The sequence below is a fragment of the [Pseudomonas] carboxydohydrogena genome (genome assembly GCF_029030725.1).
Classification (GTDB): Bacteria; Pseudomonadota; Alphaproteobacteria; order Rhizobiales; family Xanthobacteraceae; genus Afipia; species Afipia carboxydohydrogena.
The window spans coordinates 462,857-485,969 of the sequence record NZ_CP113162.1 but is presented as its reverse complement, the minus strand read 5'-3'; the positions used below and the strand labels follow the sequence as shown (position 1 = coordinate 485,969).

Sequence of the window (23,113 nt, the reverse complement as noted above, 5' to 3'; positions counted from 1 at the left end):
TTCAACGTCCCGACTTCTCGAGAAGCTTTGCGAGTTCGACCCCGAGAGCTGTCGCCACCCGGTCCAAAGTCTCCAAGGTCGGATTTGCGGTTTCGACCTCGATCGCGCTGACGAGGGCCTGACGCACGTCGGCCTCCGCAGCGAGGTCGTCCTGTGACCATCCTCGCTCAAGCCGGAGCCGCCGCAAATTGCGGGCCAGTATGCGCTTGCTCGATGGAGTTTCCCGCTTCGCCATTTGTCAGGATGAACCATCCCGGCAAACAACGCGCCACACGCTTTAACGTGTAATATACGCTTCAGCGTGTATCTGTTCCTCAACGATGGTCGACACAAGGTCAGCCATCGCTTTCGGTTCAAGGACATTTTCCCAAAATCTCATGCTTCAAGGACTGTATAAAGCAGAGTTCGAAACCCCTCGCGGCAAGGCCGTTGGCGTTGTTTTCGCGCATGATGGCAGGATACATGGCGGCGACTCGGCGTTCGCCTATGTCGGGACCTTTCAGCAGGTGGGGCATACGGTCAGCGGGACGGTCACGACCCTCCGGCACACCAACGACCCGAAAGCTTTGTCCCTGTTCGGCATTGATAGTGCCCGGGTGACTTTGCATGGATTTGAAAAGGACGGGTTTGCTACCCTGGACGGAACTGCCGCAGAGGCGCCGTCCCTTGGGCTTAAGGTCGTGCTTACGCGTCTTTGCGACTGATCGTCATTTGGCGAAGTCGCAGATCTGGCTCACCGGGATTCGGTGAGCCAATCAACAGCCTTCTGCGCGAGAGCGGCTACACCGAAGATCGCGCGCTTGTCAGCCTTGAGTATATCGAGCCAACTGGCGATGTAGGCAGCATGATCTGGCCGAGGTTCAAGAGTGATCCCAAGATCAACGCAGAGGAAGGCCGCACCTATTTCTGCGACAAGCTCTTCCCGGGCGTAAGCATTGTCGCCAAAACGCTTGCCGAGGTCACGGTCGCACCGATGTTTCGGTGAGGTCCAATGCACCAGTTCATGGAGCAAGGTGGCGTAGTACCCCTCGGCCGCACTGGCCGTCCGGGTGTCGACAAACAGACCATAGGGCGGCATCTCAATGCGATCGACGGAAGGGATATAGCAAGCGCGGTTGCCCCGATGCACGATGGTTGCGCCAGTCCCAGCAACGAACGCATCGGCGTGCTCGATCCGGGCAGGGATGGAATGACCCGGCATTAGCACTGGTTTCACCACGCCTGATAGGCCGTCGATCTGATCGACGTTGAACACCGTGTAGGCCCGCAGCACGGGGATGCGTGTCGCCACAGTATCATCCGTATCGGCGACGTGATCGGTCTGGGTGGTCTTGTCAATGATATTGGCATAAACGACGGTCGTGCCCCGTTCGCCTTTGCGGACCTGCCCGCCGAGAACCGTGGCCTGCCGGTAGGTCATCCAGGTCGAAGACGCGTAGCCATGCGCGGCCGCCTCCGACCACAGGATCAGGACGTTGATGCCGCGATAGGGTGTGCCGTCGTGCCGAAGTGGCCGGACGGCATTGCTGACCGATACCGTCCACGGCTTGATCCAGGGACGAACGCCCTGTTCGAGATTGCTGATGATGACATCGGTGACGCGCTGATAGATATCCGCGCGCGAGTTTGAGCTGAGGAGCTTGCTCATCGGAAGGATCCTTCGATGTGAGGAGATGAGGACCGGCGCGGCCGGATGTGGCCGCGCCGATTGCGGCTCAGTCGGCGCTGCGACGTGACCAGATCAGTTGATGAGTGGCGTCTTCGCCCTCGATCAGATTTGCAAAAATCGGCAGGGCGAAGCTTGGATCATCAAGGCGTACCGAGAGATATTCGCGGCCGTTCTGTGCGGTCTTCTTCCAGGCGGCGCCGAACTCGACGCTGCCGGAGAGGATGCGATAGTCGGGAGCCTTGTCGCTTTCCTTCTCGGCCGGAATGAACTTGGCCTTGACGTTGAGACTCAAGGACCTGACCGCGCCCGCAAAGCCGCTCTCGCTCTTGGTGAAGGTGCCAATGGTTGCCATGATCGTCTTTCCTGTTTGCTGTCGGGCGCGCGTGATTGCGGCCTCGATGGCGGCCCTTGCGCCGGGCGACGATCGACCTGCACCGGAGGCTGGAGCACAGCGGAGGACGGCTGAGCGGATGGCTTTTTTGTCTTGCGCGAGGAGACACGCAGAGCGTGGCGGGGAAAAAAGCCGGACGCGCCGTTGCAGGGACACGATCGGGGCCGAGGGCCCTTTATCGTTCGGCGACACCGCTCATCGTCAGAGGCCAACACCTGCGCGCTTTGTCGTACAAACAGGTGATAGGTCACAACCGTGGCACATTACTCATGCGAGGCTTGCGGCGATCGAGAAGGCAGACCTCAGCGTAAGGCGGCATCCGGCCGGCATTGCGACAGAATGCACGACAGCAGCCCGTCAGCACGTTCATCGTGAATCGGCCTGACACCACAGCAGAGCGGATCGCAAACGATGGTGCCGGAAAAGCGAAACATACCAGAACGACTAGCCAACTATGAGGCGGGGCATCAGCAGAACTGGTCGCGCGTTATTAACCCCGCCGGTGGCCGCCCACATCACGGCGGCACCGCATAAGCTTTCGGAACACATCGCTCTTGGAGGGCTGGAGCGACCTACGGCTCATCGCGGCATGGCATTGCCGACACACCATCCGCTGTCTGCTGGGCGATCTCATTGGCGCGTGGTTGCCGCGCATTGACCGATGCCACACGGCAGGCTCCGGACGAGGCAATTTTGAGGATCATCAATTCTTCAGATTCGTGATCGCGACCGTTCGCGTCGGTCACAAGCCGCCAGATGCGGAGGATCGCCGCATGAGGATGCCCTTCCCTAAGTCGCCACTCGAGCTTCTCACCGAATACCCGGCCTGAGCCTCGCCACGACACCGCATGCGGTGACGCCCGCCGTGCATTCAGCCGCCAGATAGCAATGCCGGCGATGTTGCCCTCATCCGTATACCCCGCTACGTAGCCCGCCGGGCCGGGACAATGCCATTGATTGAGACCGTCACGCGACCGATCCGTGCAAGATGGTCCGTGTGTGGGAACATATACGTATGTCTCCTGCGCAGCTTGCGCGACAGAGACAAACGCTCCCAGCACACCGGCGACCAGTCCTGCACGCATAGACTTCAAATACGTACCGCCTGCTGCTGTCGCAGACGCTGGACTTCTGCAGGGTTTGATCCGTAGAAGCGCTCTCGCCGGTTGACGCGACCCGACAGGATCGTGATCAGATGGCCAATACCTGGAAAAAACCAGAACGCCCCCAGGAATCCAATCGGCATCAAGAGCAATCCGAAGATGATATGATGCCACATCACCATTATCCGTACATTGGTGCGATCGATCACCGCCATGTTCTCGGCTTTGATGCCCCAGAGCTGGCAATGGTACCGCCGCCCATATACGAACATCTTGTCGAAGAAAAACTCACCACTCGTTTCCATCGCCAACAATGCGGCTGTATCGTTGCAAACCGCCACCTTATCGATCTGAACGCGGCGTCCGGAGGGTTCGGTAATCTCGATATAGGCGTAAACTGTATGAATATTGTCGAACTGGCTCTGACCGAGAGCCGTCACCGTACCTGCAATATTGAACAAACCCATCATAACACCCAGTAATTGTTATCAATGCACGATACACGTTAAAGCGTGTCGTACTCGTTAAAACGTTTGATCGGATTTTCGGCAACGCCCGAATTCTTCGACCCGCACGCCGCCGAGCACGTGACCGGAGGCCGCACAGCGGCCTCCGGTCACGGCATTCCACCGGTTCATTCCGCCGCGATCATGCCCTAGGCGTTGTCCACCGCCCGTCCCTCGTCATCGGTCATCCCGCCAGCGGACACGTCAACGCTGGCCGGACCAGCGATGATCCGGGGTAGCCATCCTGTTCCAGCGACAAGCTGTTCGGCGGCGTCCGCCATCGGCGCTTTCTTCATTCCCGCGATACGGTTGGCTGCTTCCGGCCCGACCGCCTCACTAACGGCGGCGATGATGTGGTCCTTGGCGACACGGCCAAAGTAGGATCGCGCCGTCGGCGTCCAATATTGGCTCATATCGAAAGCAAGCACTGTCGCAAGCGTATCCGCCGTCGCCAACGCAAGCGGCTTCTTGTCCCACGGTACTCTGACCGCAAACACGGTCAAAGCGGCGCAGTGGGCGAACAGCGCCATGCGGCTGTCGTGATCGAGTTCAACAACAAAGCGCCAGAGATCGGACGGTGATTCTGGCAGTTGCGCAGCCCATCGGTCATGACGATCCGCCAATGCTCTTGCGGCGGCGGTATCCTCGATGCCCTCGGCATGGGCCGCGAGTGCCGCGCTGGTGAGCCGGATGTCGAGGCAAGATGTGGCTTGGTGATAAAACGTCTGCGCCACCATGGCCTGGATGACCGCAATCAGCGCCACATCCGGTTGCTCGCCGAGCGCGAGACGCAGGCCAAGCGTGCGGTACGCGGTTAGGTCACGAACCAGCAAATCCGACAAGGGTTTGCCGGTTGCCGCCTCGTCGTTCCAACCAATCGACAGCGAGCCCCCATCAGCATCACCCATGCCTGAGCGACCCTCGGCATCATCCGCGTCCGTCACCGGGCTGGCCGGGTGCAGATGCTCGTCCTCACGACGCACAAAACCGCGCTCGATCCGCAGTGTCCCGTCATGATTCAGAATCACGAACGCGCCACAGCGGCTGATGACATCAGGATCATAAGCTTCGCGTCTGGCGTTGATCCGCTCGATTTCAGCCTCAAGCTCGCCAAACCGCTCATCAATGTCATCGGGCAATTCCTCAACGCCCTCGAATTGCGTGGTGAGAGCGTCGTAGGCCGCCTGCGCGGCCTCATAGGCCGCGATGTCCTCCGGCGAGAGATCAACCGCAGACGGATAGAGCCGCCGCAGGCCGTGCGAATGCGGATAATCAAGATGAGCTTCCGCCCATTTCCAGCCCTCGTATTCGCAAAGCTCGGCAGCCGCGTTCTCCAGCCTCTCCTTGGTCAGGCGATCAAGCAATGCCGCATCCTCCAGATAGCCACCCTGATCGTCCGAGAACAGGTCGCGCAGAATCATCCCGCCTGCCGCGTCATAAGTTTCCAGCCCGACGAAGCGCGCACGGCGATCCCGCGCCGGAACATTGGTCTCGGTCAATAAACGCCGGATCGCATAAGGTTCGCGATTATGAATCAGACGCTCAAAGGCGTCTTCCTGTCGTGCATGATCCCCGGTGATGGCAAAGGCCATCAACTGATCCAGCGTCAGGTCGCCGTCGCGATAGACTTGCATCAGCTTTGGCGACACCGATCCAAGCCGCAACCGCTGGCGCACGATATGGGCGGTGACACCAAACCGCGCCGCGATTTCCTCGGCACCGTAGCCTTTTTCTTCGGCAAGATAGGTAAAGACCGCGAACTGATCCGCCGGATGCATCTCCGTCCGCGTCACATTCTCGTCGAGGCTGATTTCTCGCGGGTCATTCGCGACATCGAGAACGCAGCGGATCGGCTCCGACTTCTTGATCTGCTTGCGCTTGGCGCGCAGTGCCTGCGCCTGTCGCCGTCCCTCGCCGACCGTGACCAGATAAAATCCGGTCTCTGCTCCGTCCGCATCGACCTCGGGTTCGACCACAAGATTTTGCAGCATCCCCTTGGCGGCGATGCTGCCCGCCAGCGCTTCGATGGCGGCTTCGCCATGGGGCATCTTGCGCGCATTCTTCGGGGATTTCTTGAGCTTGCTGAGTGGGATGAAAATTTCAGTCCCGTTCTCAACAACAGTTTCTGCTTGCTTGGCCGACATCATTGATCTCCTTTTGGCTTCATGGGCGCAGAGCGCACCTCGCGCCTGCGCCCTGCCCGTCGGCGAGACCGGGGTAGCAAGGGCAAGGGCGGCCGGGCGGAGGGGGATCACCCGGCCTGCACAAGCGATTTGGGTCGTGAGAATTTTTGCAGCGGTCCGCGCGGAAGGTCGGGGAGACCGCCCCAGCCGGTCCTGGTTCTTCCGGGACTTCACCCTTGCCTGCGCGAGGGCGGAGCCCTTAGCTCCCAAGCAGAAAAGGGCGTCTGTGCCATAGCGAAGCGAAGGCCAGTCGGCAGTCGCAAGACCGGTTAAAAAGGCACCCGCAGGAGGATCAGCATAGCGCCGCCTCTTGGCGGGATCCGGGATCGAGTGCCTCCGGCGAGCGACACATCATCGCGCGGGATCGGAGTCGAAAGACTATGACAAGCAAGCTGGGCGAAAGGCTCTCCGTACTGCGCCCGAGCCGGAGGTCTTAAATCTCTCGAGCGTCGTGTAGCACCCTCGTCAGGCTTGAACGGACCGGAGTCGTTTATATCCGTAACTGGAGAAGATCTGACTTCTGCGATCCGGTATCGGGGACCTCGATGTGTCCGGTTCGAGAATTGTGGAACAGGAGCCGTTCGCGACGTCGATCAAAACTAGGCCAACATTCGTGAGTTGGAGATTGTTGCACGCGGAGATGAAATTTCCGGCCAGCGCGCTCGGCGGCATCAAACACCAAAAATGAGTAAAGAACGTCGACTCGAATGCGACTTGCGGAATTTTTCTTCTCAAAGCGTCCGATTGACTGGCGCCCGAGATGAAATAGCAGTCGATCGCATCTAGCTGAGGTGCCAATGGGGTCGAGAGATCACGAATGATATAGTCTGGATTCGTGTAGCCGAGTCCGACGATGGGACGAAGAATGGTTCGCTGGCCGTGCGGATAGCGATTGCCGGCCGTGAGTTCTTTTGTCTCAAGTAAAATGCGGCGACATGCGTCAATGAATTGCTTGGCAGCATGCTTGCCCGCGGCAATGGGTGACGCGTGGCCCGACCCTTTGGACCGCAAGTCTCGATACTTCCCCAGAAGATCCAGATATGTGTATCTGACGGTGCCAGCGCTATCGATGAGCTCAAGCGATTTGGCTTGGTCGAGCTGCCATATCTTGCCTAGCACCTCGACGTGGGAGAATGGCAGCACACGTAATCCCTCTCCAACGCGAGGGTCCTTTGCATGCACCTCGCGAAGAAACTCCAGAGCGCGGGTAAAGCGACGCAGCTGATTGTCGGTGAGCTTGCTGGCCTCAGCAGCATAGGCAATCCACGTTCTGCCGTCGGGTGCGCGGTTCGAGTTGGCTTCCAACTCGTGAAGGGCTTCGGCAACCTGCAGCCAAGGAACCTGGCGCGGGCCAGCCTCACGGAGAACGTCAAGATCGCTTGCGGTAGTCATCCCACGTAGTGCTTTGTTTTGCTTGACACTTTAATACCCCAGATAACTAGGAGTTGACAGTGGATTAATCATGTTTCGGAGCGCTATGCGACTTTTCTTGACCATATAGCATAATGTGCTATGTTCATCTTAAGTTCACGACAAGGAGGTCTTCATGCGTGCAATCCTCATTGATCCCGTCCGACGGGTGGTCGAGCCATACACCATCGACCACCGACTGGCGTCGCTGCAGGCGGCGGTCGGGGGCCTTATTGCCTGGGGCACAGAACTCAAGACTGGTGATGTGCTCTATATCGACGACGAGGCCCTATTGAAGCCTAACCCGGCGTTCTTCGCGCTGAATGGGCGCACATTCCCAGGCTGCGGACTCATCGTCGGCCCCGAGAATCCCCTGATTACCGACGTCATTTCAACGGTCGAGCAGGTCGCCAACATGATCCGCTTCAACGTGGATATCGATCTCGACCGGGCCCTCGTCGTCAAGTCGACGACGTTCGACTCGGCGGATGAGTTTCTCGAATACCTGAGCCGGCAATGCAAAGTCGACCGCGAGTAGTCGTGCATAAAGAGTGAGCAACGTGATGATGGGCTTCAGCGAATCTACCCAGCACGACGGTGACAGCACATACGCCGACAACGGCCGGACGGATGCCCACAACAATGAGAATGTTGCGGGAAGCAACAAACTGATGCTGGCAATCGCGGAGGCCGACAACGCAATCCATCGCTGCAACGACCGCCTTCTCAGCGAGGTCGAAAAGCTCGGCGGCACGATACCAACGGCCGGCGTGGTGGCCGGCATCTACACCGCGTATTGCGCGATCGAGGCAGCGGGCCGCCGCGAGCAATTTTTGGCTGAGCGTGGCATCAAGATTCACGGCAACACGCAGAACGAGTGCTACCCGATCTTCCGCGCCTTTACGAAGAAGGTTCATTCGTGGCTGCGCGACCGCGTCTGCAAGTACGCCACGGTCGCAGCGCTTGCTCGCCATGAGGGCGTATTGCCCCATGACTTCCCCGGTTGGTTGAAGGATCACCCAATCGAGGAGGCTTGCGAAGAATACCGGCGGATCAAGGCTGAGCTCGAAGAAGCGAAGCGCCGCGCGTTCATGGTCGATGCCAGCAAGTATCCCGAAAAGGTACCGACGATCCAGGCGACGCCGGTCACGCATGGGCATATCGGGCTGAAGCTCGGGGTGCTGGAGTTCGCCAAGGATGGCAGCGGCGAGTTTCGCCTGCTCGGGATATTGCCCCACGAGCGCAATGCGGTGATGCGCATGGTCATGACGGCTGCGCGGAACGCGACGTAAGCCGACAACAAGTAAAGGAGTACAGATATTCCGACTATCGATAACGATCAGGACATGAGCCCAGCCGTGCTTTTCATGGAATCTGCAAGCGTTGAGTTGAAGAAGGCCAAGAATTTCATCCTGGAAAATCTTGAGCTCTCCTTAAAGCTCGGCGGTGCGGGAAAAATCCACCTTGAACACACGGTCGACATCGACGTCTGCAACCCCGACCACTCGATCGCATTCAAACTGCCGCTTCACATTGCCATAGATAAAGCGGCACTGATGTCGGAAATCCTGAGTGCTTCTCTGCGCAACAGGCTCCGCCTCAAGGGTTTTCACGTTGTAGAGGGCGAATTCACTCAGCCACGGCTCGTCTTGCTTCTCGGCCGCCGCGTAGTCGGACAGCTGTACTGCTCGCATGACGGCGAGAGCCTGCGCCTCGAAATCAAGGCCCGACCCGATGCGCGGGATATGGGCAACGCCGTGTTGGCGCTCGGTCCGCTGAAGTTCAACGTGTATACGCCGTTCGGTTCTGTGCAGGCCGACATCGTCCACTGACCGCAGCCGTGGCGGAACGAGGTACCATCGCCGATAACCGAAAAGCACTGCGCGGCCTTGATCAACTGGCACCTCTTGCAGACTTGCAAGGCATTCAGGCCCAGTTGAAGGCGGCGGCTCGACCACGACCTCCAGTAAACCGTAGAGCCCGGCGGACTCAACGATAACGAAGTCCGTTGTCGGCAGTAGAGGCACAGAACTCCATGGACAACGGTGACAACCTAAGATTCGTGAAACTGAAGAAGCGGCTTGAAACGCTGGATCCGCCGACCACCAACGTGATCATTCACGATCAGCGATTCACGACGGACGCTGGTCACAGCGAGATTGAAGCGATCCGCGCTGCCCTCGGTGAACGCCCCGTCGAAACGATTGACATACCAACCGAGTGGCTACGAAGACTCTTTATATTCGCACCGCCAGACCAGCTCTCCCGATATCGCAACGGCTTTCCGATTGTGATCAGGGGTGTCGATCGCGAAGATCTCACCATCCGGCAGAAACACGATCGCCACGACGGTGATTTGGTCAAGGCCGCAAAACAGGCACTTGAAATCGAAACCTTTCGCCTCACCGGTCGCCAGGCCGGCGTCGAACTGGCGCGCAATACCCGCCTCCGCACGTTGACCGCGAGCGAAGCGGAACATCGGGCGAAGCAGACGACGGGCGTGGCTGCTCATCGGAGCAAGGTCGGCGCGAAACTCATTATGATCGTGCCAACATTCGACACGATCATGCGCCTGGTCGAAGGGTTGATCGACCGCGGCCGCAGATTGGTAAAAGCTTTCTTCGCCATCCTAGCACCCAAAGACCTGATCGCCGGCGAGCAAGCCGATGTCATGGTCCGGATGCATAAGCGGGGAGCAGGAATCCTCGAACATATTGAGGAGGACAATATCGGCCGGGTGCGCGGGGTGGCCTGGAATCGAGAGCGTGCGGGATTCTTTACCAAAGCCATGGAGAGCTGGACGAAACGGGCGGCTTCCGAAAAGCCCATCACTTTCCTGAGTGGCAGGTACCTGACCAACGCGATCGAAGAGCGGATGACTGGGGTCGCGTTGATGAAGATTGCCATTTCAGGCAATCTTCAACCTTCGGACATCCACAAAAACTTGCTGATCGAGGAGGATCGCTTCGCGGTCGGACAGTTGATCGGCCAACTGTCGCGAGGAAAACCGATCGAAATCGATGCCTCGCAAGCAAAAATCTTGCGGCACGCGATCATCAAGCGAGGTTTCGGTTGCCTCGAAACGCAATCCGACAGCATGAACTTTCTACTAGCCGACGCCGCCCTGTCTTGCCGGGGCATGGCCGCCTGGATGAGGACGCTCGATTGCATCGTCTCGACGGGTCAACCTGAAATAATTCAGCCCGAAACCAGGTAAATTTCATTTTTGGCATCTAATCCCAAACCCGGGGATCGGTGCCACCCCTACGATCCCTCCCGTGGCTGTGCCGTAACGGCCGGCAGGTGGGAAAGGATCGGCATGAAGAAGAACAAAACTGCCGCGATGAGTGGCTCCAGCCAGCTCATCATCATCGCGAATGACAAAGGCGGCCAAGGTAAAACATTAGCTTCGCTAGTCGTCGCCGATCATGCTCATCTGCACGATGCGCCGCTGGCCATCGCTCAGGTGGACGTCCAGCACCGCCTGGCTCGCACGGTGGGCCGTAATGTCCTGACGATACCAGCGGTACCACGCGAATCACGACGCGATCCGACCGCCGATGCCCGCTCCTTCACGCCGCTTTACCACATGCTGGAGCGCGTGAGCGCTCGCAACGCGAACTGCTTGCTCGACATCGGCGCCAACCAGGTCGACCGCTTCGCCAACTGGGCCGGGATCGTTGAACTCGACGAAGATCTCGAAGCATGGCGCTTCGAGGCCACGATCATGATCCCGTGCGTGGCGGAAAGCGAGGGCATTCGTCAGGCCGCCATGACCGCAGATGCTTTGCTGCAGCGCTTTCCGCGCGCCAACTTGGTCTTTGTCCAGAACGAACGCGACGGCGAATTTGCCCATCTGCATACAGCCTCTGACGCGGCGTCTATTTACCGTACATCGATCGAACCTCTATTGGACCGGGCTACATTGCTCCGTATGCCCGTCGTCGAGGCTGGCTCCTGGCGTCCGTTTGAAGCAGCACACTGCCGCTTGATGGACGTACCGTTGATGCCCATCCGCAAGGTCATGGCGTTAACAGGCTTGCCGCACCCCGAAAGCAAGATTGCGAAGGGCGAAGTAGCCGCCTGGACGTCTGTCGTTTTCGGCGAACTCGACCGCGTTTTGAACTGGGCAACGACGGAAGCCAAGTGATGCCAGAACAGCGCGATCTGTTTGACCTCGCTGCAGCAGATGCTGTGGCAGCCCGTACCTCCGCACAGGCTGAACTCGCTAAAAATCTTGCCAATGAGATATTGAAGGGTCCCGCTAAGTTCGACCCGAAACGCCTGAAGACGCTCAGCCCTCAGGGCATCCTCGTTCTGCTCGCTGCGATTCGTCAGCACAAGGTCGGCGAAGCGGAACCTCTGCGCGAAACATCGGCCGACAGTTTTGACGAGCGCATGAAATCCTCGTCGTGGCAGCACTTGCGCAAGCCGGAGCCTAATCGCTTGCTCCGCGGCCTAGCTGCTGGCGTGACCAGTGGTCTCGTTATCGTCGCGATCGGCCTCGTCACCGCGGCGTTCTTGTAACCGACAAATAGCGAGCATCATCATGTCAACTGTCAATCCGTTCGTCGAAACAAAACCCCTTGTGCCCACCATCCTGGGAGCAACGCTCGCCGCCTTCCTCGTCCTGATCGTGGGGCTGGCAATCCTCTTTTCGGCCGACGCTCCGTATGTGGTCGGCGCCAACGGGATCGTTCCGCTCAATCTTCAGATGATGGGCCGGATCGCTCTGGAGTTTCTCCGTGGCGATACGTGTGTAGCAGGCCTGACCAAGGTCATTGGGCTTGACTGCCGATTCCAGTATCTGGACCGTGTCTTTCAGGCAATTGCGGCGTCCAGATCAGCGTCGATTCATGCCGTGACCTTGCCGCTGGCCATTGCGGTGTCGTGGGGAACGACGGCATACATGATGCACGCGGCAACGTCGAAGTGCGAGCGATTCGTCACCTTGCGCGGATGGCGACTGCTGTTCGATGGCGAGGGCCGCGCGTCCTTGCGGGGAGTGATCGCGAGAACCGGACGACTCCTCAAACGCGGCTTGTGGTTGCTGCCCCATGTCCAACTGACGAGCGAGTGCGAGGGTTACAACATTCTCGCCCTTGGCACTCAAGGCAGCGCCAAGACATCGACGCTACGCGGCCTGGTCGAGCAATGCGAAGCCAGGGGCGATCAGATGTTTATTCATGAGGTCAAGGGCGACTTCACCGCAGGGCTTCCGATCAACCCGTTTATTCTGGTTGCGCCGCATGATCGCCGATCCGCCGCCTACAACATCGCGCGAGACATAAGGAACGAAAAGCATGCACGCGAATTCGCCGCGCACGCGGTTCAAAAATCCGACCACGATTCGATGTGGGGCGACGCCGCCCGCGCTGCGTGGGCGGATCTGGTCATGACGCTGCACGCGGAGAATCCCGGCGACTGGAGCTGGGATGATCTCGCCTCGGTTCTGCTGTCGCCGGGCGAAACCATCAAGGCAACGTTAGAGGCCGCCGGCAAGGACAGCGCCAGCCGCTTGATCTTCGGCAGCGATAACCCCGAGGACAATCGCACCACGATGTCGATACTCGTGACCATGTGGGTAGCTGCACTAACCACCGTGTTGCCGCTCGCGGAAGCGTGGCGCGACGTGCCGCTTGCGCGACGCTTCTCCTTGCGGCAGTGGCTGGACGAGCCAATGGCATATCCGCGCGTCATCGTACTGCAGAAGTCGAGTGAGTATCCGGAGTTGTCGGGCGCAATCGGCGGTTTTCTGATCGACCGGCTGATTGCTCTCGCCCTGCGTCCCGGCCGTCAGCCCAATCCGACGCGCAAGCTGGTGTTCTGCCTGGACGAGTTGCCCGAGTGCGGCAACGGCCATATCCAGGGGCTCCCAAGACTCCTGAACACCGGGCGCGAGTTCGGCATCGTGATACTGGCGGGAGTTCAGGAGATTGCCCACCTGGTCGAGATTTACGGCGAGAATCTGGCCAATGTTTTGCTCGGCCGATTCAGGATCAAGCTGATCCACCAGCTCAATGCGGGCGATTCGGCAGAACGGGTCAGCGCATTGCTTGGCGAGCGCCGCATCGAATATCCTGGCCCACCTGTTCGCGATCAGGCCTCCGACCGCTGGGTTCGCGAGACCGTCCGCGAAACGGTGCCGGTGTGCCCGGCTGACCGCCTCGAAAGCGATCTCGGTGTGACGAAGAGCGGCCGCCACACGACGGCGCGGATACTGGTGATGGGATTGGGGAATCCCGCGATCGTAGACGTGCCCCTGACAGTGTGGTCCGATCGTCGTCCCGGCCATGTCCCTGCACCCTGGACCGGCGAATAGGCCAAAGCAGATCCATCTGACCCGTGACGCACAAAACGGCCGCCACCCAGCGGCCGCTTTTTCAGAAATCTTTCCGACACCCTATCTAATCCCAAAATCCGGGATCCGGCCGCGAGCTAATTGAACAGCCTCCTCGGAGGCTCTTTCGTGGTCGCAACCTTCGCTATCATTCATCGTCCCGCCTACTACACGTCCCAACCATCGGCGTACTATACGACCGACAAGGAAACCGCCGGCGTGTGGCTGCGCGGCAACGAGCGGTTGGGGATCGTCCAGGGATCAGCGGTCCGTCCCCGCGATTTCGACCTCCTTTGCGAGGGCTGCGACACAGCCGGCAACAAGCTGGTTAAGACGCCACCGTTCAAGCGCAGGGTGCTGGGCGTCGACATCACGCTGTCATCGCCCAAAGCTGTATCGGTCCTCTATGCCGCCGGCGATGATACGCTACGGGCAGAAATCGCCAGCGCCGAGCGCGCTGCCGTCGAAGCCACCCTTCGGATCATCGAGCGGGAAATCCCGCTCGCGCGTCGCGGGCATAACGGTGTCCAACGTGAACATGCGAAGTTTACTGCGGCCGTCTTCACTCACTCCGAAGCGCGTCCAGAGACCCATGCGAATGGCGGTGTTCTCGCTTCGGTGCAGCGCCATCATCACGTTTGCATCCCGTCCATCGTAGAGCGTCCGGATGGAACACTTGGCGCGGTTGATTCTGCAGGCGGCATCCGATCGGGTAAGAAACTCCTAGGTTCGGTCTACAGACTGCAACTCGCCACCGAACTAGAGCAACGAGGCTTTGCGATCGTACGCTCCGACGACGGTTGGCGCTGGAGCATAGCTGGCGTTCCCGACAAGGTCGCAAAATTCTTCTCCGCGCGCAGGTCGGCTATCGAAGCCGAATTAGCCAAGGCCGGCCTGACCTCTGGCGAGGCACCGGCCGTGGCCGCTGCTATCACCCGAAAGAGCCGCCGAACAAAGGATACGGTGAATACCGCCGACCGTATTGCCGGCTGGCAGGAGGCCATCAAGGACCTCGGCTTCGATCCTGGCGCGATCGTTGAAGCGGCCCGCGAAGCTGGCCGCGAGGCGGTGGCTCGCGATTCCGCGATCGTGAATGCACTCATTCATTCACGGATGGCGGCCCTCCCAAGCGCACTGACAGAGTCCGAGGCAACGTTCGAGCGACGACATCTCCTTGAGGTTGCGTGTAATGCGTTGGTGGGCACCGGCGTATCGGTCGATCAGGCTGTTAAGGAGGCCGACGCTCTCCTCGAGAGCCGTGCCATCGTCGAGCTCGGCACGACGCGTGATGGCGTCGTCCTGTCCACCCCCGAAATGGTCGCGACCGAACGGCGGCTTGTCGAAACTGCGGTCAACCTCGCGCAAGCCTGTTTAGCCGCTCCCGCCCCGGACTTGGTGCGGCGTCTTTGCAGAGAGAACAGCCTGTCACAGGAGCAGACGAAAGTCGCGCTTGCGGCAACGTCGGGTGCCCGACTGGTGAACGTTCTCGCGCCCGCGGGCACCGGCAAGTCCAAACTCCTTGGCGTGATCGCGCGCAGCTTTGAAGCTGCTGGATATTCGCCAGCGCTGGGTACATCTCCGACCGACGCCTCTTCGGTCGTCGTTCTGCCGGGCGCTTCCGTGGTAGGGGCCTCCGTGGCCTGGAGAGCTGCTCTCGATCTAGGCCACGCCATCAACGTTCCGTCGTCCGCGATCGATGCGCTGCTGAAGCGTCTGGATGCACGTGTAGCAGCCGGAAAGTCTGCGTTCGAAGGCAGAACGGTTCTGCTAATCGACGAAAGCGGCCTGCAATCAAGCCCTCAGCTTGCGCGGATTCTCGATCATGTCAGCCGGGGCAACAGCCGCAGTCTATTGGTGTTGGTAGGCGACGAGCGGCAGGTAAGGCCGATAGGTCCAGGCCACGCTATTCGGCTCGTTCGAGAAGCCATCGGTGCTGCCACGCTCAGCCAGATTTACCGGCAGCGCGAAACTTGGACACGCGAAGCCCCACAAGCGTTCGCGCGTGGTGATGCCGCGGCAGCCCTGAAAGCGTTCAATGAGCATGGCCTCATTGAGTTTCACAACGGGCTGAAGCCGACGGTCGATGCATTAGCCGATGCCTGGCAGCAGGCCAGACTGAGCCGTCCCAGCGAACAAATCACCGTTCTCACCAAGACCAACGCTGAAGCCCGTGCGGTTGCAGCGGTGCTTCGCGACAGACTCAAACGCGAGGGCTTCATTAAAACTCGCGAGGTACTACTTCCGGCGGTCGATGCTTCCGGCAATCCTCACACGCTCCCGGTAGCGGCGGGAGATACTCTGGTCGCGCTTCGCCGCGTCGATCGTCTCGGCGTGGTCAATGGCACGCCGCTTGTGGTCGAGCGCGTCAAGGTCGCATGCCTCTCCAAGAAAGTCACGATCACCGCGCGGCGCGGCGACGAAATCATCCAGTTCACACCGGAAGATATCGCGGACGGCAAGGGACGCGTTCGCCTTGCCAACGGTCTCGTCTCCACGATCTTTCGTGCTCAAGGCACCACCGTCGATCAATCTTTTGTGTTGCTCAATGAAAAATTCGATCGACACGATTCTTACGTCAGTGCTTCAAGGGCCAGAGGTGACACGCGATTTTTCTGCTCGAGGTCGCTCGACTCGTCAATTCGCGCCTCCAGCGGTGACTTTCACAGCGAGATAAACGACGCGCAACGCCTCGACCATCTGGCGCAGCGGTTGTCGCGCGAGCGCGTCAAGACCACAACGCTTGACCTGATTGACGTCGCCAAATTTGCCAAGGCGCATACCAAACGCGAGCGCAATCGCCAGAAAGAGCTCGGGCATGAGCTCTAGGCAATTGAAGTCAAAGCTCCGGCCCATCGATCCGGAGTCCTGGACGGTCGAGAACGAGCTGCCTGATCCGCTTCCCGTCTCAACGGCCGAACTGGATGCGATCGAGCGATATTTTGGCGGTGTGCTCAACGCCATCTTCGACTCCGCACCCCGAGCACTACCGGTGGCAATGACCGCATCTCAGAAAGGAAAGAGGCGATGACGACCGAACCGTTCTACGAACCCCATATCCTGGAAATGTCCTTGGAAAAGTATGCGGATATCGCCATCGATGGCGGCCTCTGGTTGGTCGGTGAACTGCTGGCGCAGGGCTGTTTGACCGAGCATGGATTCGTCCCAGATTCCCGCTACGTCTACAAGGCCCGGCATCGGGAGACCGCGATCATCGAGCTTAGCCGAGCCAGTGAGGAATTTCGTCACCAAGTCTTCATCGCAGGATTCTTGATGTTGCCGGACAATGGTGCGCAGGGCACCTTTAAGCGCTTACTCGTGACGCATACCGAAATGCTGCACGAGACGTTCCGCCGTGAATGGGAGCTTCGAACGCGCCGAATGATCAATGTCAGCCATCGGCATTGGCTCCAAGCCAATGTTACAGCACAGATCCTTCACAAGCTCATTCTCGATCGCTAGACTCACTTTGCTACTAGGACTACGGCTATTTTGCTGTGTTTGAACCGACGTGCGATTGCTCGTTTAGCTGAGGGAAAAATGAACAAGCATACCTTCGGGAACGTTGTTCGGAGTGGTAAAGCCGCCCCAAAGAGAGCAGTGCTTTATTTGCGCGTCAGCACTGGCAGACAAGCTACTAACGACGTCTCCTTGCCATCGCAGCGAGATATCACCACCGCGCACTGCACAGCCAACGGATGGCTCGTGATCGACGAATTTGTAGAAGCAGGAGCAACCGCGACGGACGATCGCAGGCCGGCGTTTCAAGACATGATGGAGCGCGCCTGCGATCCCAGCCGACCATACGACGTTGTCGTTATCTACGCATTCAACCGTCTATATCGTAACGGTGTCGAGTTGGAGCTTGCTGTTCGTAAGCTGCGCAAGAACGGGGTTGAAGTTGCCTCAGTGACTCAGCCAACTGGTAACGACCCATCACAAGAACTGATGCGCCAACTCATCGGCGTGTTCGATGAACACACGTCCCGCGAAATAGGAAAAAATACCAAAAGAGCAATGATGCAGTCCGCGAAGCAAGGCTTCTGGAACGGTGCAACGCCACCGTTGGGCTATAAAATCGTTGAGGCGGAACGCCGCGGTCAAAAGATCAAGAAGAAGCTCGATATCGACCCCGTCGAGGCGGAGACTATCAGACTGATGTTCCGTCTTTATCTCGAGGGCGACGGAAACACGGGTCCGCTCGGCGTCAAGGAAACAACGAAGTGGCTCAATAGCCACGGTTACCGAACGCGGCGTGGATCCTCATTCGGCGTGGGACCGGTCCACAAGATACTGACCAATACATGCTACGCGACCGGGCTGTGGGTTTATGGGAAAAGAGACTCTCGCAATGGCGGGCTCAACGATCCCTCGACAGTCGTCGAGATTCCAATTCCTGCTCTGATTGAACTGGCGATCTTTGATCGTGTTCAGGCAAAGCTGAGTAACAATAACCCGCGGACCACCGCGCCACGCATCGTCAACGGTCCGTCCTTGCTGACCGGGATTGCCATGTGCGCATCCTGCGGCGCTGGCATGACACGCACCGGCACAAATCGACGCGGCAAGTCTTATTCTTATTATAGCTGCGCAGGTTGCCACCGGAAGGGAGAGACCGCTTGCAAGGGACGACATATTCCGACAGGTACGTTGGACCAAATCGTTGTCAGCAATCTCAAGCAGAGGCTGTTTGCACCGGAGCGGCTCGCTGAATTGCTCCAGACCCTGGCAGATCGACGTTCCGCCAAGAGCCTTGCGGAAGACAATCGGCTCGTTTCCCTTCGTCACCAATTGACCGAGACTGAAGAGCGCCTCAAGCGGCTCTATCGTTCGATCGAAGATGGCGTAGTCGAACTCGACGACATTCTCCGGGAACGAACCGCTACCCTCAAATCAGAGCACGAGAGGGCAAGAGCCGCACTTGACCGTGCCCGCAGCCAATGCGGAGCCGAGATATCGATCAACGCGGACAAAATCGACAGCTTCTCAAGGCTCATGACCGAGAAACTTGATCACGGCGACGTCAATTCGAAGAAGGCCTATATCCGCGCCGTCGTCAGTGCGATCGAAGTTGACGATACAACGATCCGAATCATCGGCAGTAAGGACATGCTGCAGGCGGTCATTGCCGGAAAACAGACCACGAACGAAAATGTTCGTGGTTTTGTACGCAAATGGCGCACCCGACAGGATTCGAACCTGTAACCTACGGCTTCGGAGAGTAAGGACCTAATGCAGTCGTGATCTTGGATAGCCAAGCTCGGTAGCCCGACCCTCCTATATCTAACCCTGACTATCCGCGTTCCCTACCCCGATAAAATCAGGCTTCCCTGATTTCACCTCCGGGCTGCATGGTTACTCGTGCAACAGCGTGAGCGACCGATGATGGGACAGCCCGACGGCGACGTGGGGTGACATTTGCACTCAAAGGAATCCACCTCGCGCTCGATAACCATCGGATGAGCGACACCATGTCGTCGATCAGGGGAGGCCACATTGGACAGCAAATTTCTGACACCTGAAGAAGTCTCGGAGCGCTATCGCAATGGCGTCTCGGTAGGAACGCTTCGGAACTGGCGGGCGATGAAAATCGGGCCATCGTTTGTTAAGATCGGCAAGGCGGTCCTCTACCCGATCGACGAGCTTGAAGCGTGGGACGAAAAGAATAGAGTGAATTGCCGTGCATCAAAGCGACACACTGAATGCGCCGGTGAGCAGCCGTGACGATCACGATGGGTCATTGGAAACATATCCCACTTATCGGCACCAGTGGCGAATAACCTCAGAAATTTCGATACAATATCAATATCTTATGTAGATAGATTGCCTGTTGCACAACTATCCCTCTCCGTACCCGTCTTCACGCTCAATCACGAACCATCATTCCCGATTAGTGATCGAGCGTGAATTCGATACTTTCGAATCTTCGGTCAATACGAATGCCCAGGAGGCTTCTGCGCGTTGGAGGTCGGCGATTACATCGCGGACCCCAAGCACCGACCAGATGGCATCGCGAAGCAGGAACCGCCAACTGTTGGTTCGCTCTACACGCTTTGCCAACTCCACAACGCGGACGTGCGGGATCAAGGCAGCCCTAAGAACTCGATAGTCTTCTTGGAACAGAACGGCGGCAAGCACATCAAAAGCCTGCGCCGGCAAATCGCGAAGCGCCCCGAGTTGTCGCGAGTTGTTATGCGACGTCAGGCGTCGTCCCTTGATCTGATATCGCACCTTCGCGGCATCTGTGGCGTCCGCATCGCGCATCGAGTTCGGCGCCTGCTTCCACCCGAAGGCACGACAGATGCTCGGCAAGATCGCCGACGGGATTATTCGAACTTCGAATGACGCCGCGCCGCCGCAGTTCCTCCGATACCGCAGCGTGCATCACGAGCAGCTCAGGCGGCGTTAGATCTCTCAAATCTCGCAAAGATTCACCTAGTGCTCGCGCGGCTCATACATCTCATCCGGATATGGAAGCCTGCCGTTGATCGACCGGAGGAGTGCGAGATAGCTGCGCACGGCCTTCTGAAATTCGATCCCGTCGCCAATCGGTCGGTCTTTGAATGCGTGAATCGCGTTTCGACGTTGCTGCACGAGCTCGACAAGCGCATCGCCTTCGGCGCCGAGCAGCTCTTTCGTTTTGCAATAATTGCGCAGCTTCTCCAGGCCGAGTCCGTCCGGGGCGTATGCCACCTGCTTTGCGTTATCGTAGGCGTTCGCCTTCTTGAGATTGTCGATGTCGGCCTTGTAGGTCTCATACCAGACCGACAGAAGCGTCTTAATCGTGCCCTCGACGAGGCTTCCCAGATTGGCCCAAGCCAGGATGAGTTCCGCCGGTGTGAGCGCGTTGGGTGGCTCACGCATCCAGAGCCTAAGCGATCCCGACAATGACGCTTGCCAATCGAGCCGCGACTTTCCGAGCAGGCCGGCAGCGGTGACAGGAGCCCAGCCGTCGCTCTTTGACCAGAACTTGGCGATGCCTTGGTTCAAGGTCTCAATCCGATCGACCACTTCCGCCATGGCCATCGTAGCAATTGATTTCGGAGGAACCTTTGTGACGAAGCTCAACGATGCAGCCATTCCTCTTCCCTCGCGCCAGGCCGGCCGTCACCGTATCTAGATGGCGAACTGCTTCGCCCGAAAATCGGTGACCCGCGCCATCCGACCGACAAGATATGAGCGGTAGTCTGCCAGCAGTCCTCCCGCATCAGATCCGTCATCACCTAGCGTTTCGTCGATCGCGCGCAGGGCCTGTTCGAGAGTTAGACCGCCCGCTTCGGCATCAACCAAGCGGCCGCTTAAAGCACGCTCAAGTTCGAGTCTGAGAGCTTCTGGTAGAACCGATCGCGCCTCGAAGTACAACAACCGAAGGCCGAAAAATCGCAGGCGCTCATCATCGAGACTTTGAACAATCGCTAATCTATCCGTCCATTCCGCATCATGAAATTCGACCATGCGGGCTTCGTCTTGCGGACCAGGAAATCCGTCATAGAGGCGCTCCTCGGCATGCCGCGAAGGAATCCGTGGTTCGCGCGTTGAAGTGTAAGCTGCGACAAGCCTCGTGCAGAGCGACGGATCATCCTTCACCCGGCGCGCTCGCGCTTCAATCGTATCAAGATCGAGGCCATCCAGCATCAGCCCTGGCGCGTCATAGAGAGCCGTCAATGTTGGCGCTGCGTTGATCCGAAGCCGGCGAACCGGACAGGGCTTCTGAGCCAGCTCGGCTCGAAGCTCATCGTCTGTCATTGCTGCGAGGCGATCCACGTCACTGTTGAGACTCAAACAAAAGCGGCCATTGGCTTGATCCGGATCTCGACCAATGCGCACCACCGGCGTGTGATATGCCTGATTGGCAAAGAACTCGGTGAGCATGAATCCATCTTCAGCTTCGACGAAGTCGGCGACGGTCGCTTTCTTTGAAAAGCGTACGAAGCGCTGCCAGAGTTCTGGCGACCGCTGATGCACGAGGCGACAAAGTTCGAGCGTGGTGATGACGTCGGACAGAGCATCGTGGGCCTGTTCCTGAGCGACGCCGTTGGCGAGCGCCAATTGTTCAAGGCGAAAGATCGGTCGCCCCTCTGGACCAATTGGAACGTTGAGACATGCCGGCGACACAGCGGCTGCGGCCATAACCAGCCCCCACACGTCCGCACGGCTGTTGTTGTGGTTGCTGGTAAGATAGGCGGGGTGAAGCGTTTGGAACAACGCGTGCCGCAACATCTCCTCGTCGAAACGGATCGAGTTGTAGCCTAGAAAGATCGAAGGTGACCACGAGAGCAGCCTCTGCCGGATCGCTCTGACCATGTCGTAATGGGACGGAAGACCCGCATCCAAGAGTCTTCCGATCGGCAGGCCATTGGTGCGCAGCGCCGCCGGATGGGGAAGCACATGCGGCAGAAGACGCGAACGCGCTTCGAAACGCTCGATCTCATTCAGATTTGCGTCGGTCCGTATGGCCGCGAAATGCACGATCTGGTCGAAGCCGTGCTTCAGGCCGGTTGTCTCAGTGTCGAAGAAGACAAAGCTCAACGGACCCGCCTATTCCTAGAAGCGCCCTGCTAACCGATATCGCATCGCCGAGGCGCTCACCCGGAATTTGCGGGCAAGCGCTTCGATCCCGGCGTCATCCTCGATATCCAATCCGCCCGCATCCAACGCGTTCATAAGGAATTCCCTCGGCATCAGCAGTTCCGATGCGAATGCGTTGGCCTCAATCTCCAGCGGATCAATGCCCTGCGAAGAGACATCGTCACGCAGAAGCACCCGGAATCCCTTATCGACGTGAACCGCCTTGCGGATCTCCTGGGCGTGCAGCTCGTGGTGACCAAGCTCGTGCGCCGCCGAGAATCGTTGACGATTGGGATGATGCAGCGCGTTCACACCGATGATGCCAACGCCATCCTTGATGTAGGCCATCCCGGAGAGGTCCTCCTCCAGTGGGGCGTATTGGAGGACGATGTTTCGGGCTTTGATGATGCGCTCGACCGGAACGGGCACCCCCTTCACGCCGAAGTCTCGCAGGATGGCACGAGCAGCCTCCCGAGCGCGTTCGGGATTGGGCGTCATGACCCAGCCTTTGCGGCGCCGCGCTGCGCGAGCGCACTGGCGATCAGATCGGTGATCTGGGCTTTACCGCGCGGAGTCACGGTTTCGTCTGAAAGGATCATATCCAAGTCCTCCTGTGTCGCTGGTTTTGGTTGCGCCGGCAGCAGGTCTGAGACCTTGGAGAACTCAAGCGCCGATGCCAGTCGATAGACGTGGTGCAGCAGCACATTCTGCCGACCGCTCTCGATGTTGGCGATCGAGGCGCGCGAGATGCCCACGCGGGCAGCTAGCGTAGCCTGGGTAAGGTTCAGCCCCTTGCGTCGCGTGGCTACCGCCTGCCCGAAAGCCCTATAGATCGCTTCGTCCGACATGCGGGATGATTGCTACGCGCGAATCTGAATGTCAACCTCACAAACATTTGTGAGTAATAAGCACAGTGTATTGTGCTTGTTGACAGCATCTGCTTCTT

The 23,113-nt window shown here is 58.7% G+C and carries 23 protein-coding genes; 12 read left to right on the top strand and 11 right to left on the bottom strand.

All coding sequences use genetic code 11. The features are described 5' to 3' along the window. Nucleotide 1 precedes the first annotated feature (1 nt). Entirely contained in the window at nt 2-235 is a 234-nt protein-coding gene (locus AFIC_RS02335; RefSeq protein WP_275247586.1) for a helix-turn-helix domain-containing protein, read from the bottom strand. Nucleotides 236-377: 142 nt separating this feature from the next. Here AFIC_RS02335 and AFIC_RS02330 point away from each other — a divergent pair, with 142 nt between their 5' ends. Continuing rightward, complete coding sequence (locus AFIC_RS02330) at nt 378-704, top strand: GrlR family regulatory protein (protein WP_275247585.1); 327 nt, start codon at nt 378-380, stop codon at nt 702-704. A 29-nt stretch (nt 705-733) separates the two neighbouring features. On the opposite strand, the gene AFIC_RS02325 is transcribed toward AFIC_RS02330, so the two are convergent. The 5 genes from AFIC_RS02325 to AFIC_RS02305 all read right to left on the bottom strand — a co-directional run bounded on the left by AFIC_RS02325 (nt 734) and on the right by AFIC_RS02305 (nt 7,244). Then, nucleotides 734-1,648 (bottom strand): ArdC family protein, encoded by a 915-nt coding sequence (locus AFIC_RS02325; protein ID WP_275247584.1) that lies wholly within the window; start codon nt 1,646-1,648, stop codon nt 734-736. A gap of 67 nt (nt 1,649-1,715) precedes the next feature. After that, nucleotides 1,716-2,021, bottom strand: coding sequence for a DUF736 domain-containing protein (locus AFIC_RS02320; protein WP_275248614.1), 306 nt, complete (start codon nt 2,019-2,021; stop codon nt 1,716-1,718). A 1,129-nt stretch (nt 2,022-3,150) separates the two neighbouring features. Then, nucleotides 3,151-3,630, bottom strand: coding sequence for a hypothetical protein (locus AFIC_RS02315; protein ID WP_275247583.1), 480 nt, complete (start codon nt 3,628-3,630; stop codon nt 3,151-3,153). Nucleotides 3,631-3,818: 188 nt separating this feature from the next. Further along, nucleotides 3,819-5,813, bottom strand: a complete 1,995-nt coding sequence (locus AFIC_RS02310) for a ParB/RepB/Spo0J family partition protein (protein WP_275248613.1) — start codon at nt 5,811-5,813, stop codon at nt 3,819-3,821. A gap of 504 nt (nt 5,814-6,317) precedes the next feature. Further along, nucleotides 6,318-7,244 carry a hypothetical protein gene (locus AFIC_RS02305; protein WP_275247582.1) on the bottom strand — a complete coding sequence of 309 codons (927 nt, stop codon included), beginning with the start codon at nt 7,242-7,244 and terminating at the stop codon, nt 6,318-6,320. A 154-nt stretch (nt 7,245-7,398) separates the two neighbouring features. Between AFIC_RS02305 and AFIC_RS02300 the strand changes: the two genes are divergently transcribed. From AFIC_RS02300 to AFIC_RS02250, 11 genes are all read left to right on the top strand, one after another. Further along, the gene (locus AFIC_RS02300; protein WP_275247581.1) at nt 7,399-7,800 is read left to right on the top strand and encodes a DUF3846 domain-containing protein; all 402 of its coding nucleotides are present in this window, start codon (nt 7,399-7,401) and stop codon (nt 7,798-7,800) included. Between the two features lie 13 nt (nt 7,801-7,813). Then, a complete protein-coding gene (locus AFIC_RS02295; protein WP_275247580.1) occupies nt 7,814-8,554 on the top strand; it encodes a hypothetical protein in 741 nt (246 codons plus the stop codon). Nucleotides 8,555-8,608: 54 nt separating this feature from the next. Next, nucleotides 8,609-9,094 carry a hypothetical protein gene (locus AFIC_RS02290; RefSeq protein ID WP_275247579.1) on the top strand — a complete coding sequence of 162 codons (486 nt, stop codon included), beginning with the start codon at nt 8,609-8,611 and terminating at the stop codon, nt 9,092-9,094. 203 nt (nt 9,095-9,297) lie between these two features. Beyond that, the gene (locus AFIC_RS02285; RefSeq protein ID WP_275247578.1) at nt 9,298-10,479 is read left to right on the top strand and encodes a hypothetical protein; all 1,182 of its coding nucleotides are present in this window, start codon (nt 9,298-9,300) and stop codon (nt 10,477-10,479) included. A 102-nt stretch (nt 10,480-10,581) separates the two neighbouring features. Further along, the gene (locus tag AFIC_RS02280; RefSeq protein ID WP_275247577.1) at nt 10,582-11,412 is read left to right on the top strand and encodes a hypothetical protein; all 831 of its coding nucleotides are present in this window, start codon (nt 10,582-10,584) and stop codon (nt 11,410-11,412) included. Continuing rightward, complete coding sequence (locus AFIC_RS02275) at nt 11,412-11,789, top strand: hypothetical protein (RefSeq protein ID WP_275247576.1); 378 nt, start codon at nt 11,412-11,414, stop codon at nt 11,787-11,789. The genes AFIC_RS02280 and AFIC_RS02275 overlap by 1 nt, the downstream gene beginning before the upstream one ends. 22 nt (nt 11,790-11,811) lie before the next feature. Beyond that, nucleotides 11,812-13,584 carry a type IV secretion system DNA-binding domain-containing protein gene (locus tag AFIC_RS02270; RefSeq protein WP_275247575.1) on the top strand — a complete coding sequence of 591 codons (1,773 nt, stop codon included), beginning with the start codon at nt 11,812-11,814 and terminating at the stop codon, nt 13,582-13,584. A 147-nt stretch (nt 13,585-13,731) separates the two neighbouring features. After that, nucleotides 13,732-16,428 (top strand): MobF family relaxase, encoded by a 2,697-nt coding sequence (gene mobF / locus AFIC_RS02265; RefSeq protein WP_275247574.1) that lies wholly within the window; start codon nt 13,732-13,734, stop codon nt 16,426-16,428. 198 nt (nt 16,429-16,626) lie between these two features. Beyond that, entirely contained in the window at nt 16,627-17,061 is a 435-nt protein-coding gene (locus AFIC_RS02260; protein WP_275247573.1) for a hypothetical protein, read from the top strand. Nucleotides 17,062-17,139: 78 nt separating this feature from the next. Next, nucleotides 17,140-18,804: a recombinase family protein gene (locus tag AFIC_RS02255; protein WP_275247572.1), complete on the top strand. Its 1,665-nt coding sequence runs from the start codon at nt 17,140-17,142 to the stop codon at nt 18,802-18,804. A gap of 291 nt (nt 18,805-19,095) precedes the next feature. Beyond that, entirely contained in the window at nt 19,096-19,323 is a 228-nt protein-coding gene (locus AFIC_RS02250; protein ID WP_275247571.1) for a helix-turn-helix transcriptional regulator, read from the top strand. Between the two features lie 156 nt (nt 19,324-19,479). Here the strand turns inward: AFIC_RS02250 and AFIC_RS02245 are convergent, their stop codons facing one another. From AFIC_RS02245 to AFIC_RS02225, 5 genes are all read right to left on the bottom strand, one after another. Next, a complete protein-coding gene (locus tag AFIC_RS02245; RefSeq protein WP_275247570.1) occupies nt 19,480-19,863 on the bottom strand; it encodes a hypothetical protein in 384 nt (127 codons plus the stop codon). Nucleotides 19,864-20,034: 171 nt separating this feature from the next. Further along, the gene (locus AFIC_RS02240) at nt 20,035-20,679 is read right to left on the bottom strand and encodes a hypothetical protein (RefSeq protein ID WP_275247569.1); all 645 of its coding nucleotides are present in this window, start codon (nt 20,677-20,679) and stop codon (nt 20,035-20,037) included. Nucleotides 20,680-20,715: 36 nt separating this feature from the next. Continuing rightward, the gene (locus AFIC_RS02235; protein ID WP_275247568.1) at nt 20,716-22,128 is read right to left on the bottom strand and encodes an exonuclease domain-containing protein; all 1,413 of its coding nucleotides are present in this window, start codon (nt 22,126-22,128) and stop codon (nt 20,716-20,718) included. A 15-nt stretch (nt 22,129-22,143) separates the two neighbouring features. Further along, nucleotides 22,144-22,665, bottom strand: a complete 522-nt coding sequence (locus AFIC_RS02230; RefSeq protein ID WP_275247567.1) for an ImmA/IrrE family metallo-endopeptidase — start codon at nt 22,663-22,665, stop codon at nt 22,144-22,146. Continuing rightward, complete coding sequence (locus tag AFIC_RS02225; protein WP_275247566.1) at nt 22,662-23,015, bottom strand: helix-turn-helix domain-containing protein; 354 nt, start codon at nt 23,013-23,015, stop codon at nt 22,662-22,664. Before AFIC_RS02225 ends, AFIC_RS02230 begins: the two co-directional genes overlap by 4 nt. Between the last annotated feature and the right edge of the window lie 98 nt (nt 23,016-23,113).

What these genes read in the sequence shown, in the direction of transcription:
- AFIC_RS02315 (WP_275247583.1), bottom strand. Translation starts at nt 3,630, where the DNA reads ATGGGTTTGTTCAATATTGCAGGTACGGTGACGGCTCTCGGTCAGAGC.
- AFIC_RS02320 (WP_275248614.1), bottom strand. Translation starts at nt 2,021, where the DNA reads ATGGCAACCATTGGCACCTTCACCAAGAGCGAGAGCGGCTTTGCGGGC.
- AFIC_RS02240 (WP_275247569.1), bottom strand. Translation starts at nt 20,679, where the DNA reads ATGGCTGCATCGTTGAGCTTCGTCACAAAGGTTCCTCCGAAATCAATT.
- AFIC_RS02255 (WP_275247572.1), top strand. Translation starts at nt 17,140, where the DNA reads ATGAACAAGCATACCTTCGGGAACGTTGTTCGGAGTGGTAAAGCCGCC.
- AFIC_RS02300 (WP_275247581.1), top strand. Translation starts at nt 7,399, where the DNA reads ATGCGTGCAATCCTCATTGATCCCGTCCGACGGGTGGTCGAGCCATAC.
- AFIC_RS02285 (WP_275247578.1), top strand. Translation starts at nt 9,298, where the DNA reads ATGGACAACGGTGACAACCTAAGATTCGTGAAACTGAAGAAGCGGCTT.
- AFIC_RS02260 (WP_275247573.1), top strand. Translation starts at nt 16,627, where the DNA reads ATGACGACCGAACCGTTCTACGAACCCCATATCCTGGAAATGTCCTTG.
- AFIC_RS02275 (WP_275247576.1), top strand. Translation starts at nt 11,412, where the DNA reads ATGCCAGAACAGCGCGATCTGTTTGACCTCGCTGCAGCAGATGCTGTG.
- AFIC_RS02330 (WP_275247585.1), top strand. Translation starts at nt 378, where the DNA reads ATGCTTCAAGGACTGTATAAAGCAGAGTTCGAAACCCCTCGCGGCAAG.
- AFIC_RS02305 (WP_275247582.1), bottom strand. Translation starts at nt 7,244, where the DNA reads ATGACTACCGCAAGCGATCTTGACGTTCTCCGTGAGGCTGGCCCGCGC.
- AFIC_RS02335 (WP_275247586.1), bottom strand. Translation starts at nt 235, where the DNA reads ATGGCGAAGCGGGAAACTCCATCGAGCAAGCGCATACTGGCCCGCAAT.
- AFIC_RS02225 (WP_275247566.1), bottom strand. Translation starts at nt 23,015, where the DNA reads ATGTCGGACGAAGCGATCTATAGGGCTTTCGGGCAGGCGGTAGCCACG.
- AFIC_RS02325 (WP_275247584.1), bottom strand. Translation starts at nt 1,648, where the DNA reads ATGAGCAAGCTCCTCAGCTCAAACTCGCGCGCGGATATCTATCAGCGC.
- AFIC_RS02270 (WP_275247575.1), top strand. Translation starts at nt 11,812, where the DNA reads ATGTCAACTGTCAATCCGTTCGTCGAAACAAAACCCCTTGTGCCCACC.
- AFIC_RS02280 (WP_275247577.1), top strand. Translation starts at nt 10,582, where the DNA reads ATGAAGAAGAACAAAACTGCCGCGATGAGTGGCTCCAGCCAGCTCATC.
- AFIC_RS02290 (WP_275247579.1), top strand. Translation starts at nt 8,609, where the DNA reads ATGAGCCCAGCCGTGCTTTTCATGGAATCTGCAAGCGTTGAGTTGAAG.
- AFIC_RS02245 (WP_275247570.1), bottom strand. Translation starts at nt 19,863, where the DNA reads ATGCGCGATGCGGACGCCACAGATGCCGCGAAGGTGCGATATCAGATC.
- AFIC_RS02230 (WP_275247567.1), bottom strand. Translation starts at nt 22,665, where the DNA reads ATGACGCCCAATCCCGAACGCGCTCGGGAGGCTGCTCGTGCCATCCTG.
- AFIC_RS02310 (WP_275248613.1), bottom strand. Translation starts at nt 5,813, where the DNA reads ATGTCGGCCAAGCAAGCAGAAACTGTTGTTGAGAACGGGACTGAAATT.